The organism is Ruegeria sp. E5, from assembly GCF_056534105.1.
In genome coordinates, this window is the sequence record NZ_JBQFPA010000001.1 from 1,160,914 (window position 1) to 1,176,394 (window position 15,481).

The following is a 15,481-nucleotide window of genomic DNA, read 5'->3' on the forward strand; positions in this document are numbered from 1 at the left end:
CGCGGGAACCGTGAACCTATCCGGAACAAAGTTGACGCCACTCGGCAAGAGCGGCGCTGCGTGTCAACTTGAAGGTGTCTCGGCTGGTGAGCGATCGTTCCTGATTGAAGTGATTGTAGACGGAGGAATGAACGGAGGCGAATTTCTGTAAACTTCGCATGCGCCTGAAACGTTGCATCGCGCGTTCGCGTCGTCGGAAAGGCAGGTGCGAGTTCTCGACGCGGTTGTTGAGCCACCTGCCCGTCCTTTGTTTTTCGAGCGCACCCAGTTCTCTGAGCGCGGCTCTGTATGAGGCAAAGCGATCCGTGACGACGGTTTCCGCTTTGCCGTGTCGCTTCATTAACTTCTTGAGGAATTTCAGTGCTGCAGCTTTGTTTCGGCGTTTGGTGACAACGGCTTCCAGCACCTCGCCTTCGTGATCAACAGCCCGCCAAAGACAATGCCGCTTGCCATTTACATTCACGAAAACTTCGTCCACGTGCCACTTCCATTTGGAGAACGCGCGCAGTTGCTGAACACGCTTCCGTCTGATCTCAGCAGCAAACATCGGCCCGAACCTGTTCCACCAATATCGGACAGTTTCGTGGCTCACGTCGATGCCTCGCTCGTGCAACAGATCTTCGACATTCCGAAGCGAGAGCGGGAAACGGACGTACAGCATCACCGCAAGGCGGATGATCTCTGGGCTGGTTTTAAAGTACTTGAAAGAGGCAGGCTTGGTCATGGACAAAAGCTACGCAACCGCCCTGCCCCGCTCAAGCAATGTTAATCTGACAAGACCCTTGAAAGAGGCCAGATTGGTCATGGGCAAAAGCTACGCAACAACCCTAACTCGCTCAACCAAAGTTCTTCTGACAAGACCGAATACAGTTCTATCCGCTGCACCCTCAGTTGAACCGGGTGGCATCCCCGGAGCAACACTATGGTGGGATGGCTTCACAATCTCCACGAATGTATCTGACGCTGAAGCAGAAGCGACATTCGCTGCACTGGCAAGCGCGTTGACGCCGGAAATGGTCGCGGCCAACAACGACGACGCTGTTTGGTTGCTCGAAGGATTTACGCCTGGCCCAGCGGCAGCTGGTGTTGCGGCAACTGTTCAAGGCGGGGCGCAACCGTACCCGATGCTTCCTCAGATCGGATTGCTGCACGCTGCATTGGGTTCCGAGCTGTCGGACTTCCTAAAAGGTGACGAAAGCGCCGAGAAGGCGCTTGCCGATGTTGAGGCTGCATACAGGACAGCGGCGAAAGAAGCGGGCTTCCTTCAGTAACTCCCCTGATCGAGCGCGCGAGGGGGGTACTTGTAAGCCCCCCTCAACCTAACACCCACCGACGGGGACATTTGACATGAAGCATCGCACATTCTTCTGGTTCATCCTGCCAACTCTTTCAGCAATGATTTTGTTCATCGCTCTGCCAATTGTTTCTGTCTTTATCCAATCGCTTTTCGTTCAACACGAACAGGTTCTGGTTGTTTCGGAAAGTTGTGGACCTTTTGGATGCAAGGAGTCCACCTCGGTCGATCTTGAGGCGACACAGAAACTTCGTGATGAAGCACCTTTAGGCAAGTTCAATGGATTGGGTACCTATACAAACCGCTCGCACTTGGCCTTTGCCGAAATTGGCGAGGCTTGGGCAAACACCGAGACAATGGGCGAGTTCTGGCGAGAGCTGGGTGACCTGCCATTTTATAATGCTCTCACCTTTACCCTAGCTTACACGTTCATAGTAACGCCGATGGTCCTGATCCTCGGTATGGCCGTAGCGGTGGGTGTGAACACCCTGCCGCGCAAGCTCAAGGGCGCAGCGATCTTTGTCTCACTCTTGCCCTTCCTTGTCACACCGCTGGTCGGCTCGCTGATCCTGTTCTGGATGGTGGATGGCGACGGTGTCATCGGCGCAACCATTCAAAACATCTTCAATGACCCGAACCTCAGCTTGAAAGCTTCCACCGGTCTCATGTGGTTCATGCTTATGGTATATGGTGTCTGGCACACTTTGCCTTTCAGTTTCATCACATTTTATGCCGGGTTACAAACGGTTCCCGCGGACACAATGGAGGCCGCGCAGATCGACGGAGCCTCGAAGTGGCAACGCTTGGTCTACGTCGTGGTGCCACATCTGATGCCACTCGTGACCTTCGTGACACTGATGCTGATCATGGACAATTTGCGGGTGTTTGAACCGATCGTGAGTTTCTCTGCCGAGGCCCACGCCCGGTCACTGAGCTGGATTATCTTTAACGACCTGCGCGAAAGCGGCAACCCACTCTACGGTTCAGCCGGGGCAACGTCTTTGATCACAATCTTCTTGGTTGTCATCCTGATGATGCCGGTACTCGTTCGCACTTGGCGCGATTTCACACGCAAATCTCACTGAGGACAAGATCATGGCGAGAAAAGCAGAAACACGCATGACCCCACTGAAACTGTTCTCCTTCACGATGGTAGGGTTATGGCTGCTTATCGCAGCGTTCCCCTTCCTTTGGACCTTCTGGGGAAGTTTCAAGGTGCAAGCCGATTTCCTGTCCAAAGCGGATTGGATGAACGCCGTGCGAGGGACCAACACACTCGAACAAACCGGCAGCACATTCACTGGACAAGGCTATTACGGCGCGTGGGTGACGGAAGATTTTTGGTTCAACTTTAAGAACACCAGCATTGTCGTGTTCTTTACAGTCGTCATTTCCCTGACGTTCGGCACGCTTGGAGGCTATGCCCTGGCGCGCTCGGGTTTTCGGTATGCATTTTGGATTCTCATGGCCGCACTCGTGTTTCGTGCCATGCCACATATAACATTGGTTTCGGGTTATCTGTTGTGGTTCTTCGAATGGAATGTCTGGGGCATATTACCGACTACAATCATAGTGTTGGTGGCAATAAATCAACCCTTTACCCTTTGGATGTTGCATTCGTTTTTCAAGAACATCCCTAAAGACATGGACGAGAGTGCCATGGTCGACGGTTGTACACGTTTTCAGGCCTTCAGACACGTGATTGTTCCCGTAATGTGGCCTGGTGTAATCACCACCGGTTTGTTCAGCTTTCTGCTGGCGTATAATGATTTCACCGTCGCCGTGATGCTTCTCAGCGAAGAGAACGAGACAATAATCCCCGCAATCAACAGCTTCATGGGGACCACTCAAGTCGAAGGCAAGGTAATGTATGCGGTTGCCGCCGTGGTATCCGCAACAGCACCGCTGTTTGTCCTGATCCTATTCTTCCAGCGCCAAATCGTAAGCGGTCTGACCGCTGGAGCAGTCAAAGGCTAATACTATGAACGACGCTAGTCCCGTCTCAGACATACACACGCGAAACAAGGCGATCTTGGAGCCTCTTCGAAATGCGATGGTCAATTTTGAACTAAGTAACGTTCGCTCGGCCATTGCCGATATCTTTACGGCAGATGCGGTCATACACATGCCGCACCCGTTTGGTGATTTTTGCGGCCCGACGGACTTTTTCGACGCCTGCTATGTGCCACTTTTCGAAGCAATGCCCGACCTTGAGCGTCGAGATTGGATTGTAATGGCAGGCCGGACCGAGCGGGGGGATGATTGGGTCGGATGCGGCGGCCACTACGTTGGCACCTTTGTAGGGCCGTGGTTGGACATTCCGCCAACCGGGCACCTGACACATATGCGTTTTCACGAGTTCTATCGGATTGTGAACGACAAAGTTGTCGAAATTCAAACCCTTTGGGACATTCCGGAAGTGATGATGCAAGCCCAGGCTTGGCCGATGGCACCGTCATTGGGGCTAGAGTTTTGCATACCGGGCCCCGCCACAAACGACGGCATCATACCCGGACCGTGGGACGAAGTGAAGGCGAACGCATCCTGCGACCACATCGTTACAATGCTGAAGCATATGAAAAAACACCCGAGTCAGGGCGGCCCCGAAAAGATGGAAATGCCGCGTTTCTGGAGCGAACGCGTCAACTGGTACGGCCCGGCCGGAATTGGCACAGGCCGAGGCATCGCTGGTTTCCGCAATTGGCATCAGATCCCATTTCTGAATGGGATGCCGGATCGCGGCCGATACGTAGATGAAATAACCTATCACTTCTTCGGTGACGGCAACTATGCAGCCGTGACCGGGTGGCCGAATATGATCCAAACCGTGACCAACGATGGGTGGATGGGTATTGCACCCACGGGTAAACGCATCACCATGAAATCATTGGATTTCTGGCGCCTGGAACACAATAAGATTCGGGAAAACTGGGTCATGGTTGACCTTCTGGATGCCTATCAACAACTCGGCGTGGACGTTTTTGCGCGATTGCGTGAATTCAACAAGGTGCGCGTTCCGGGTCGACTATCCTTCCCGATTGGAGACGCTTGATGCCGTCATACCAAGGACATTAGACATGAACGGTTTTGACCCAAAGTTTGTCGATTTGCCCGACTATATCATCAGCATCACGAAAGAACTGTGGGAAGACCGCCGCATCGCCAAACTGCACGACTATTACGCCCCAGATATTGTCGTTCGCTCGCCCGCGTCGGTTGTTGTAGGCAACAAGGACGTGATCGCAGCGACTATGGCGACGCTTTCAGAGTTTCCAGACCGCAAGTTGCTGGGCGAAGATGTGATTTGGTGTGGTACGCCAGAAGACGGAATGCTGTCATCTCACAGGCTTTTGTCGACGGCGACGCATACGCATCCCGGCGTTTACGGCGCACCCACGGACAAACAACTTCAATACAGGATCATCGCCGATTGCCACGTCATCAACAACCAGATCAACGACGAATGGCTTATTCGCGATCAAGGCGCAATTGTGCGACAATTGGGTCTGAACCCGAAAGAATACGCACGCGGTTTGATTGAACGAGAAGGCGGACCGAGCAAATGCGTCCAGCCCTACTCTCCAGCGAATGATATCAGTGGTCCGTATTCCGGGACAGGCAATAGCAATATCTGGGGCACGCGATTGGCGAACTTGCTTGAACGTTTGATGCACGCCGAATTCGAAGCAATCCCCGAAGAATATGAACGTGCCGCGCAGTTGGAGTATCCAGGTGGGGCAGCAGCTGTTAGCTTTGACGGTGCAGATCAATTTTGGATGGGATTGCGGGCCAGCTTCCCAACGGCTGAATTCAAGATACACCATATAATTGGTCGTGATGATCCCGCGATGCCACCTCGTGCCGCCGTTCGCTGGACGCTTCACGGAATACACGAAGGATATGGCGCATTTGGTGAGCCGACAGGTGCCGAGGTTTTCGTCCTGGGAGCAACCCACGCCGAATACGGTGAATTGGTTACAGGAAAACCAAAGCTTCGTCGTGAGTGGACCCTTTACGACGAAACAGCCATATGGAAACAGATCCTATTGCAACCGAAAGTAGGGTGTCATTGAGCGTTCAAGACAATGTTGAATGTCGCCAGTGCCTGCGGTGTCTTTGCAAATTCGTATATCTCCAAAGTAATAGTCGTATCACCGGCAACACATTTCGGGCCGGCGAAATCAAAAGTGCAAAAACGTCAAAAATCTACGTTCGACGCCGCATCCCGATTGATGCTCTCGCTCCAAGAAACCCGAGTCGTCTCAGAATTGCGCCGGGTTTAGATCTGGTTTCTGAAATCCGTCATTGGGCGCAGTGCCACGAGATCACACTCTATTGCGCATTGCGACAATAGTGGACGGACTGTCAAATGGCATGCTTTGCGACCACCGGATGTTCTGCGCCACGATAACACAGTACGAACATCGCAGTGGGGGTGTTATGTGAACCGCCTTCTGGTTGAGCGCACCACCCATCACCGCTTGTCGCGAACCACCCCACAAGTCTTCTGCCCATTCGGCCCGCAGAGTTGCCGTGACTTTCATCCAAAGCGGGCATTCGAAGACTCTACACCCGCCGTTCGGGCAGAATGCGGAAAACGGCGGGATTGAGCCCATACCGCCCAAGATGCCGCACTATGGCGAAGGTCTGCTTTTGCGCTTGGTCGGCTTCATTATGCTTCCGCGTGCTTATGGTCGGTCATTTCCCGACGCTCAGCCAAGGCTTGGCGCACAATTTGGAAGGCAGACGACAGAAAAAGCCCGGCCATGACGGTTGCCACGACAAGATCAGGCCAACCTGTTGCCGTGCCCCAGACGCCAAGTGCTGCAAACATCACAGCCACGTTCCCAATCGCGTCATTGCGCGAACACAGCCAAACTGACCGAACATTGGCATCACCATCTTTGTAGCGGACCAAAAGCAAGACGCTTGCTAGATTGGTAAGCAACGCAAGAAAGCCAACGCCCCCCATGATCTCTGCAGTTGGAACGCCAACATAGAAGACGCGATAGACAGTCGATCCGAACACCCAAAGGCCCATCATCAGAAGGCTGATGCCTTTGAACAGCGCTGCATTCGTTCTTGCGCGGAGAGAGGCCCCGATAACAGCAAGCGAAATTCCGTAGGTGAGCGCATCGCCTGCGAAGTCGAGTGCGTCTGCCTGCAGCGCTTGGGATTTGGCCAAATGACCCGCTGTCATCTCGACGAAGAACATCGTCGCGTTGAGCGCGATCACGATCCAGAGTCGTCTTTTGTAGTCATCTGAAACACCGTCAAACTTGGCGTCATGTCCGCAGCAACCAGCCATGGGAATCCTCTTTCATCTTTAGTTGTTCATACTGTAATGTCTCTAGCAACTAGAGGTTCAAGAGGTTTCTTCATGTTTTCCATTGGCGAGCTTTCTAAGCGCACAAAGGTCAAAGTTCCGACCATCCGGTACTACGAGGAAATGGGACTACTACCCGAGGCAGAGCGCACGTCAGGCAACCAAAGACGATACGATCAAGCTGGGTTAGAGCGGCTGAGCTTCATTCGCCACGCGCGTGATCTTGGGTTTTCAATTGAAGCAATTTCTTCGCTGATCGAATTGCAAGAGCACCCCGACCGGTCGTGCGAGGCTGCGACGGATATCGCAACATCTCAACTTGAAGAGGTCCGCGCCAAGATCAAACGCCTCCGAACACTTGAAAAGGAACTCAGCCGGATATCAAAGGGCTGCAATGGTGAAGGCGTTTCCGAAGACTGCTACGTATTAGCATCGTTGGCCGACCATGACTTGTGCGACCGAGACCACTAAACCACCGAGAAAGCGGACATTTGACCGCCAAAAGTCAACGGCAGCTTAGTCCGCAGAGCGGTCATTCGGGGTGAGGCGATCAGTGTCTGCTGTGCGGACAAACCGGACTTGTGCGATTGCGGCAATTGCTGACGCGGCATTGATTTGCTGTCGCAGCACATTCATCGCTGCGTTGCAGCTGTTGTCGCCAGACCGGTCATTCAAAGCTATGATGATGCGATACTATCAAACTGTAGTTTCGAGGCACATAGGATCAGCAACTTAGACGCCGAACAAAGCCAACGTTTGCGTTGTCGCAGGCAGTGCAGCAGGACAGGCCATGCGGGCCTTCAGCCAGTAAGAAAATTCTCGTTGTGGCTCATGCAGGTGGCGGGGAAGAGGGAGTAATTCGCGGTCGTGGAATTTTTCATTAAGTTGAGATATTGCAGAGATTGGATCTTTGGTTCTTGCTTCGTGTTTGAATTGATCGGGAACGAAGCACCAATAGTGCTTCTATTTGTTGTTATGCTTTTTTGACGAGCGTATTCTTGTTTTTCTGACAGGAAATTAACGTTACTGCCGAACGCGATAGCCGGAAGCAATGATCTTGTTTATCAGAACAGCGGCGGCCTGGTGCATGTCCTTTTCATCGTTATTGCCGACCGCTGTTTCGTGGACAGCAGCTGCGTCATGCAGAACTCCCACAATTTCATGTTCGGGCAGAAGCTCACGATCTTTAATTGCAAGCAAAAGCGCTTCACAAATTGAGAGTGCGGCCATTCCTGAGTGGTCTTGCCGGTCAGCCATGGTAGACGTCCTTTTTTAACAGGCGTCCAAGCAAGGAAGCGCCACAATGAATTGCATCATACTGGCATAGATTGCTGTATACTTAACTGATCGAAAGCAGTCTTGGCGTCGGATAGTTTCGCGGGCTGCTCATCGATGAAGGAAGAACACTTGCGCACTATCAAAAACAGTCCACTCACCCGAAAGCTTTCAAACTTCGTCGCTCTGACTGAGGTTGAACTTGCGGCATTGGCACGCCTGCACAAGCGTCGCAGAACCTTTGAAGCCGGACGTGACCTTGTGCATCAAGGGCAATCAGAGCAGGCTGCCTACATTCTGGCCTCGGGCTGGGTTTGTTCCTACAAAACCCAGACTGACGGGTCGCGTCAGATCGTCGATTTCCAAATACCGGGTGACTTTCTGGGCTTGCGAAGCGTTCTGCTGCACACCTCGGATCACAGCATAGAACCAATCATGGAAATCCAAGCCATTGAAGTAGTAGTGGATGATCTCCTGGAAGCATTTGCGCAGACGCCCCGGCTGGCGACAGCAATTCTTTGGGCAGTCTCCCGAGATGAAGCGATGGTGGTTGAGCACCTGGTCAACATAGGACGGCGCGATGCGGGTGAGCGCATGGCGCATTTTCTTTTGGAACTTGGTGTGAGGCTGACTCAGGTCGGGATGGCAAACAAGACGGGATACACTTGCCCCCTGACACAATACCACCTTGCCGATGCGCTGGGACTGAGTGCCGTGCATGTTAATCGTGTCCTACGGCAACTGCGGGAGAAGGGGTTGGTTACTTTTCAATCCGGGCAAGTGGTATTTGATGATTATGAAGGACTGGTGACGTTGGCCGGTTTTGACCCCACTTATCTGGATCAGGCCGGGCCACTGTTGAAGCAATAAGTTCACCCCTACAGCGATGCCGGGATTTTGATGATCGTTGCCTGTTAGAGACGGAATTCGCTTCGGCAGATTTGGGATTTCACTGAAAAAGAAGCGCAAGATAAATACAGTCCGATTGCGGTACTGGATTTCCTGCGCTTCTTAAATACTCGTTAAGAACACGCTAGCAAATATCCCGCCAACACACATCACGTTGCCGGAATCCAAACATCGTTGCACTGACGCAGGTTAGTTCGTTTTCGGCGTCACCTGATCCTCGGACACCAAATGCATTTAAGATTCCAATAAAATCTCAGGTCATTGGCCGCCGACTAACATCGATCAGCGCGCGCCTGCCATTTGCACATTATTCTAAATTACAACGCCAGTACTACCGCGGCGCTTACGAGCGTGTACCGCGGCAGACTGCGCGGGGAAGATCCAACAAACTAAATGGAGGACAAAGGTGAGCACAAGATCGTCCAGTTCTTTGGTGACGTTTTCAAATCCGTTCTCTTTGTCCGGCTACCCGGATGTACTTCCTGCAGGCGAGTATGAAGTAGTTGTCGAAGAAGAGCTACTGCAGGGCCTGAGTTTCGAAGCATATCGCAGAACCGGAACCTACCTGACAGTTCGGGGCAAAGGCAGCAAGCCAGGCCGCACGGAAATGCGCCCAATTGACCCAGAAGATTTTGAACTGGCGCTCAAGCACGACCAGACCTTGGCCACATCTAACAATGACAGCGATGCGGCGCTTTCCCCGCAGGAGGAATAGATTATGAACACGCCCGAATGGCTTAAACCCGGAATCTACGGTGCTCTGATCGGCGGGGTTTTCGTAGGCGTCGTTGGATTTTCATGGGGTGGATGGATGACCGGCGGTAGCGCGGACAAGATGGCCAACGCCATGTCCCGCGATAATGTAATCGCTGCGTTGGTTCCGGTCTGCGTCGACATGGCGAGAACTGACGCCCAACGCGCCGAAAAAATAACGACGATCAAAGAGGCTTCTTCTTTCAAGCAGAAGGATGCCGTCATGGCGGCTGGCTGGGCAACGGTGCCGGGATCCCAAACTCCTAACAAAGACCTGGCGCAGGCCTGTATCGAGGGGCTGAACCTGGATGGATCGTAACTCAATCACTCAACATTCGGACAACGCCGTTTGCATCAGGGCAAATCGAAAAAATCAGTACCGGTTTTGCGCTCACTTAATGGCTGCGTTGTTTGTTGTCGTCTTCAGCAGTTTGGCGGGCTCCTTTATCTCATCAAGTCCCGCATCGGCCGAAACAAATTCGATCCCGGATAACGCGCATCCCAAAAAGTATGGCGACGGTTGGGAATGCGATTTGTCCTATCGGTTGAAAGGCGAAGAATGCGTGGCCATTGTCGTGCCGGGAAATGCCTACCCCACAAACAGAACCTATGGCTCAGGGTGGGCATGTATGCATGGCTTTGTTGAAGTTGGCGGCACCTCATGCACTGAAGTGATTGTGCCTGAGGGTGGATATCTCGATCCATCAGGTGAGAGGTGGCGGTGCCTGCGTGGATACACAAGAGTAGACGATAGCTGCCAGAAAATCGTGGTGCCGGATAATGCTTACCTAACGAATAGCACTTATGGATCTGCATGGCGTTGCAACCGTGGCTACGAAAAAGACGGAGAAGCATGCGTGGCAGTAGCGGTGCCGGAAAACGCTTTTCTGAACGCATCAACCAGCGGGCGTCCCTGGACGTGCGAGCGTGGGTATTTTGAGCGCGACGGACAGTGCGATGCCGTGTTTGTGCCTGAAAATGCTTTCTACGATGACGCGATCCATGGAGTTGGATGGAAATGCGAACGTGGTTACGAGGCGTCCGGTGATCGCTGCAATGCAATCGAGTTACCAGAAAATGCCCATATCGACCGATCCGGTAATAGGTGGGAATGCCACAGAAATTATCATCAGTCAGAAGGTCAGTGTGTTCTGAACAATTGAGGTTTTAGGCAGAGAGCCCATTTTTCCAAACTTCACAATTTGTGCCCGTTCTTACCAAGGACGCGCGTTTCACACTCTAAAAAGGAACAAATATGAAACCCGTACCCATTGCGTCGGATGCCAAGCAGTTCATTGCCAGCGATGCGCAAAAGCTGGCGCCTGAACAAGCAGTTTTTCCAGAGCTTCACCGCAAGACACTCGTGACAGATACACCGACTGCAATTGTGTATTGCGAAGGAAACTTCGCAAAGATCGATGGCAAGACGGCTAATGGTCTGGTTCGACATTCACAGGCCTATCGCGTTCTTTCGGTGATCGACAGCACGTATGGCGGTTGTGACAGTGGCAAAGTGCTTGATAATTTCGCAAATCAGGTTCCCATCTTCGATGATCTTGATGCCGCCGTCGCTAATGAAGCTACGATCCCCGACACTTTTATTTACGGAATGGCGCCGGCCAGCGGCAGAATGTCCCTTGAGGATCGCGAAGTTGTTGTGGATGCGATAACGCTCGGAATGAACATCGTGAGTGGACTGCATGAATTTCTTAGTGATGATAAAGAGCTCGCCGGATTTGCCAAAATTCACGATGTCACGATACGCGACATTCGCAAGCCGCGGCCCAATCCCGACCTGCGCCTGTTAGATGGCAGTATTGGAGACGTCCAGGCGATCCGCATCGCGGTGTTCGGCACCGATTGTGCAATTGGAAAGCGTACAACCGCGACAATCCTGACATGTGCCCTTAACGCGCATGGGATCAAAACAGTTTTGGTCGGTACCGGCCAGACAGGATTGATGCAGGGCGCCAAGTATGGTGTCGCGATGGATTCGGTGCCGCCGCAATTTTGCTGTGGCGAGCTTGAGCGCGCTGTTGTTGCAGCATCTGAAGATGAACACCCGGATGTCATAGTGATCGAGGGCCAGGGCGCGCTAAGCCATCCGGCCTTTTGCACATCAGCATTCATTCTGCGAGGCAGTCAGCCACATGCAGTTATTCTTCAACACGCGCCTAAACGAAAACGTCGATGTGATTTCCCCAACATGACTATGCCCGACCCTTGCGATGAAATCACCCTGATCGAGGCTTTTGCGAACACAGAGGTAATTGGCATGACGATCAACCATGAAGGAATGAATGATGTTGAGATTTCAAAGGCCATCACAGATTATAACTGCAAATTGTACCTCCCGGTCACTGACGCTCTGAACCGTCCTTCATCAAACTTGGTGAACATGGTTCTTTCTGCCTTTCCGCGTTTGCAGCACGTACCTGTAACGACGATTGAATGAGCAAGCTGCGTATCGACATTGATCTGAGCAAAATTCTTTACAACACACGGTTCCTTGTCGATCGCCTTAGACCCCGTGGAATTACGGTTACAGGCGTGACAAAAGCCGTGTGCGGTCACCCTGAGATTGCGAATGCTATGCTTGAAGGCGGCGCGACAGGGCTGGCGGACGCGCGGATCAGCAATATCATGCGTATGCGCGATGCTGGAATCTCGTGCTCCATATCCTTGATCCGAACACCCATGCTGAGCCAGGTCGCGCAAGTTGTTGATTACTGCGATGTAAGCTTCAACACAGAGATGGACATTATCGCAAGCCTGGCCATGAGTGCGATGGGAAAGAACATTACTCACAACATTATCCTGATGGTGGAAATGGGGGATATGCGGGAAGGAATCCCGCCTGAACACCTTGAAAGCACTGTGTTTCAAATTCTTAGAATGGAAGGTATTTCTCTGAAGGGGATTGGCGCAAATTTTGCCTGTCTGGGTCATGTGGCACCCTCTGCAGAAGCAATGGCATTGCTTTCGTCGCTTGCCATCGACACCGAGCGCGCGTTTGGACCCGCTCTTGAAACAGTGTCAGGCGGCGGCTCCGCCAGTTTGCCATGGGCGCTTGGCAAGGGTGCGACCGGAAAGATCAACAACCTGCGTCTGGGTGAGGCTATCCTGTTGGGTACCGATCCCGTATCGGGGCACGCGATCGGCGGGCTTTACACAGATGCTTTTACGCTTTGGGCGGAAGTGATCGAAACGAAAGCCAAATCAAATCCAAATCCCTTGCAAATGAATTATCCTATACCTTCAATGCAGTGTGTGACTTTAGACAGTCCTTCGAATACTCGGTCGATCCTTGCGATTGGACTCCAGGACACCGATGCGGCGGGTCTAATATTCCCTGCTGGCGTCACGTTCGTCGGAGCCACCAGTGATCATATCGTTGTTGAAAACACCAGTTGTCTGCTTCGCCCTGGTGGCGAGGTGAAGCTGAAATTGAACTATAGCGCGCTCTCGCGCGGCATGGCTGCACCCGATGTAGCAAAAGTCTTCCATGGTGATGGCGCATTGGTTGACTGCACCGCAGCGAACACTGATCGCCCATATTCGAAGCGAAAGTAGCGCGCCAGGGTTGCCGCCGCCTCGGTTCTGCTTCAGCCACCCGTCTTATTCTACGGCTTTACGTAGTAAATTGGGCCACCAATACCTATATTGGTGGTATCCGCATTCACTTTTCACACCCCATCTGGGCTCGTGGGTGGTGCGGACAATCAAAGGATCAAAATGATGTCTTTCAAGGACTTGACGACCAGAGCGGCTGCCGCACTGAAGGAAAACGATGCGGACGCGCCGAAAAAAGAAGTTACGTCTGAAGCGCCTGACACCGTCCCCGAAAAACCAAAGCCGAAACCTCAAAGTTCATAATACCCTGCCGGGAGAGGGTGGCTTGTTTTTGTCTGCATCTCCGAGCGCTATCAGCAAAGGAGAACTACCCAAATGAACCAGATAACCAGCAAGACAATCGCAGTCTTTTCCAGGCCGTTTACTTTCCCTGGCTTTGACGAATTACTCCCGGCGGGCGAATACGACATAGAAACTGAGCTTTCCGCACCACCAGATTATTTGGATCCAGAAGCCTGGAAAGCATCAGTGCTAATCTCTCTGCATCCACGGAAATCTCACCCCGGTCTGGCGCGAACCTTGACCGTTTCTCTTGCTGATTTGGACAGAGCACGCGCAATAGATAAATTGTCTGCGAAAGAGTTGTCACAATTCTTGCTCGACCAACTTTTGGCCGATCCGATGGTGCAACTGATCATGGAAGCGGATGGTGTGTCTGAGACTCAACTTCGGCACCTCTACTCGGAGTCGCTCATTTCTGAGGCAGACGACGGATCATCAGATCAACGAGCCATACCACGAGGATGCGCAAGCGGTTCTCGGTATGCTTTCGCTGTCCAAGCTGCTGAGAACGAAGGAATGCCAGTTCGTCCTATTAAAACCCCTCGGATTACAGGCCGTCCCATCGGACAGTCTGAACCAGGCAGCTCCTTCAATCTCAAGGCTTAGGGCTCGGAACTTTCTTTTCCAGTCGCTGTATAAACCAAAACAGAAATCGAGGCTAAGAACTGATGGAAGACTCTGACAACGAAGCAGATACGATCATGGCTCGCGCCCACAATGACGTGCCGCAAGAACGCCCGTGTCTGCGTTGCAGAACGCCATTCTGGAGCGAAGGGTTCGGAGAGCGGATTTGTCGACGCTGCAAGGGGTTGAGCGCGTGGCGAAATGGCGTATCAGTAAGCCCTGGGTTAGCTCGGCGTCGCTGATAACCTGACGCCGGTCTTACCAGCTTTTCTGATCATATCTCATTTTATCTTATTGGTGCTGACCCGGGCCTTTTATCGTGGAACCCGATCGGTAATCGGTGCTGAAGACGAAGCGTACGCGCGGTTTGGACTCGAACCGTTCTTATGCGTAGTGATATGGGCTCAAGCCGCCTAATGCACACACTTAAACCATGCCAGTATTCATAATCGGACAGCAGGCATTCACGCCGCTTGTACTATTCGGTGGTCAGCGCGGTGCTGTTGCTTGGGTGCGGAGGGTGGATCGGAGTGCAAAATATGCCAAGAGTCCAACTACCTGCAGTCACCCCAAAACCCAGAGCTTGGAACAAGGGGCGGATCATCGGTCAGAAACGACCGCTACTCCCAAAACAGGTCTGGGCGATCCGTGCCCGGCTCGAACTTTCTGGAAATCTGCGTGATCTCACAATGTTCAACGTCGCGATTGATAGCAAGCTACGCGGCTGCGATCTGGTCAAACTCGCTGTGACCGATCTTGTCAAAGACGATCGCGTCCGTGAGCGTGTTTCGGTGATCCAGAGCAAAACCAAGCGATCTGTTCAATTCGAACTGACGGAAAACACGCGAGAAACTGTATTGGTATGGGTAAAATCACCGGAAATGTTTGCTAGCCGGTTCATGTTTCCAAGCCGATTCCATGATCGACCACACATCTCGACGCGCCAGTATGGCAGGCTGGTTCGAGACTGGGTGACCGCAATCGGATTGGAACCGAGCGGATATGGCACGCATTCGCTTCGCCGAACCAAAGTAGCTGAGATCTACCGCAAGACAGGAAATCTCCGCGCGGTCCAACTTCTGCTTGGGCACACAAAGGTCGATAGCACCGTGCGATACCTGGGCGTTGAATTGGAAGACGCGCTAAGCATTGCAGAGCGCATAGACATCTGAGACAGTTTGGCGAGCGGCGCTGTCGGTCGCCAATCCATAGTGGTTCTAGTTCTTTTACGCAGGAGTGGGACGTAGCGTGCCCTGAGCGGAAGTGTCAAAATCTTGTTGCGTACGCTCGCAGCACAGTTTTCTCGGCTCAGGCGCAATTTACAGGGTGCGGGACCGAGCGGCCATTTGATCACGCCGCGAGTACTTGTGCAGAAGCGGCGCGAA

General features: G+C 52.6%; 18 protein-coding genes. 15 read left to right on the forward strand and 3 right to left on the reverse strand.

The annotated features are described in order from the left end of the window. Positions 1–16 precede the first annotated feature (16 nt). Positions 17–724, reverse strand: a complete 708-nt coding sequence (locus ACR0BI_RS05850; RefSeq protein ID WP_480561256.1) for an IS6 family transposase — start codon at positions 722–724, stop codon at positions 17–19. Here ACR0BI_RS05850 and ACR0BI_RS05855 point away from each other — a divergent pair. The 5 genes from ACR0BI_RS05855 (at position 723) to ACR0BI_RS05875 (ending at position 5,367) form a co-directional block, all read left to right on the forward strand. Continuing rightward, positions 723–1,271: a hypothetical protein gene (locus tag ACR0BI_RS05855; RefSeq protein ID WP_480561255.1), complete on the forward strand. Its 549-nt coding sequence runs from the start codon at positions 723–725 to the stop codon at positions 1,269–1,271. The two genes, ACR0BI_RS05850 and ACR0BI_RS05855, sit on opposite strands and share 2 nt — an antisense overlap. Before the next feature lie 76 nt (positions 1,272–1,347). Further along, positions 1,348–2,379 (forward strand): carbohydrate ABC transporter permease, encoded by a 1,032-nt coding sequence (locus tag ACR0BI_RS05860; protein WP_010442719.1) that lies wholly within the window; start codon positions 1,348–1,350, stop codon positions 2,377–2,379. Positions 2,380–2,389: 10 nt separating this feature from the next. Beyond that, positions 2,390–3,271, forward strand: coding sequence for a carbohydrate ABC transporter permease (locus tag ACR0BI_RS05865; RefSeq protein ID WP_010442720.1), 882 nt, complete (start codon positions 2,390–2,392; stop codon positions 3,269–3,271). Between the two features lie 76 nt (positions 3,272–3,347). After that, positions 3,348–4,346: an ester cyclase gene (locus tag ACR0BI_RS05870; protein ID WP_480561823.1), complete on the forward strand. Its 999-nt coding sequence runs from the start codon at positions 3,348–3,350 to the stop codon at positions 4,344–4,346. 25 nt (positions 4,347–4,371) lie between these two features. Further along, a complete protein-coding gene (locus ACR0BI_RS05875; RefSeq protein ID WP_170512638.1) occupies positions 4,372–5,367 on the forward strand; it encodes a nuclear transport factor 2 family protein in 996 nt (331 codons plus the stop codon). A gap of 599 nt (positions 5,368–5,966) precedes the next feature. Here the strand turns inward: ACR0BI_RS05875 and ACR0BI_RS05880 are convergent. Beyond that, positions 5,967–6,602, reverse strand: coding sequence for a cation efflux transmembrane domain-containing protein (locus ACR0BI_RS05880; RefSeq protein ID WP_170528116.1), 636 nt, complete (start codon positions 6,600–6,602; stop codon positions 5,967–5,969). A gap of 72 nt (positions 6,603–6,674) precedes the next feature. On the opposite strand from ACR0BI_RS05880, the gene ACR0BI_RS05885 reads away from it, so the two are divergent. Continuing rightward, positions 6,675–7,091, forward strand: a complete 417-nt coding sequence (locus ACR0BI_RS05885; protein ID WP_170528118.1) for a MerR family transcriptional regulator — start codon at positions 6,675–6,677, stop codon at positions 7,089–7,091. A gap of 552 nt (positions 7,092–7,643) precedes the next feature. On the opposite strand, the gene ACR0BI_RS05890 is transcribed toward ACR0BI_RS05885, so the two are convergent. After that, the gene (locus ACR0BI_RS05890) at positions 7,644–7,877 is read right to left on the reverse strand and encodes a hypothetical protein (RefSeq protein ID WP_010442296.1); all 234 of its coding nucleotides are present in this window, start codon (positions 7,875–7,877) and stop codon (positions 7,644–7,646) included. 135 nt (positions 7,878–8,012) lie between these two features. On the opposite strand from ACR0BI_RS05890, the gene ACR0BI_RS05895 reads away from it, so the two are divergent. The 9 genes from ACR0BI_RS05895 (at position 8,013) to ACR0BI_RS05935 (ending at position 15,268) form a co-directional block, all read left to right on the forward strand. Then, complete coding sequence (locus tag ACR0BI_RS05895) at positions 8,013–8,765, forward strand: Crp/Fnr family transcriptional regulator (RefSeq protein WP_170403708.1); 753 nt, start codon at positions 8,013–8,015, stop codon at positions 8,763–8,765. 445 nt (positions 8,766–9,210) lie between these two features. After that, positions 9,211–9,519 carry a hypothetical protein gene (locus ACR0BI_RS05900; protein WP_170329073.1) on the forward strand — a complete coding sequence of 103 codons (309 nt, stop codon included), beginning with the start codon at positions 9,211–9,213 and terminating at the stop codon, positions 9,517–9,519. Between the two features lie 3 nt (positions 9,520–9,522). Continuing rightward, positions 9,523–9,876, forward strand: coding sequence for a hypothetical protein (locus ACR0BI_RS05905; RefSeq protein WP_170329075.1), 354 nt, complete (start codon positions 9,523–9,525; stop codon positions 9,874–9,876). Further along, on the forward strand, positions 9,866–10,720 hold the full coding sequence (locus ACR0BI_RS05910; RefSeq protein WP_170759979.1) for a hypothetical protein: 855 nt from the start codon (positions 9,866–9,868) through the stop codon (positions 10,718–10,720). Before ACR0BI_RS05905 ends, ACR0BI_RS05910 begins: the two co-directional genes overlap by 11 nt. Before the next feature lie 92 nt (positions 10,721–10,812). Continuing rightward, complete coding sequence (locus ACR0BI_RS05915) at positions 10,813–12,012, forward strand: N-acetyltransferase DgcN family protein (RefSeq protein WP_480468809.1); 1,200 nt, start codon at positions 10,813–10,815, stop codon at positions 12,010–12,012. Then, positions 12,009–13,130, forward strand: a complete 1,122-nt coding sequence (locus ACR0BI_RS05920; protein WP_480561254.1) for an alanine/ornithine racemase family PLP-dependent enzyme — start codon at positions 12,009–12,011, stop codon at positions 13,128–13,130. Before ACR0BI_RS05915 ends, ACR0BI_RS05920 begins: the two co-directional genes overlap by 4 nt. Positions 13,131–13,295: 165 nt before the next feature. After that, positions 13,296–13,433 carry a hypothetical protein gene (locus tag ACR0BI_RS05925; protein ID WP_480878253.1) on the forward strand — a complete coding sequence of 46 codons (138 nt, stop codon included), beginning with the start codon at positions 13,296–13,298 and terminating at the stop codon, positions 13,431–13,433. 72 nt (positions 13,434–13,505) lie between these two features. Beyond that, positions 13,506–14,078: a hypothetical protein gene (locus ACR0BI_RS05930; protein WP_170720314.1), complete on the forward strand. Its 573-nt coding sequence runs from the start codon at positions 13,506–13,508 to the stop codon at positions 14,076–14,078. 557 nt (positions 14,079–14,635) lie between these two features. Next, a complete protein-coding gene (locus ACR0BI_RS05935) occupies positions 14,636–15,268 on the forward strand; it encodes a tyrosine-type recombinase/integrase (protein ID WP_170403722.1) in 633 nt (210 codons plus the stop codon). Positions 15,269–15,481 lie beyond the last annotated feature (213 nt).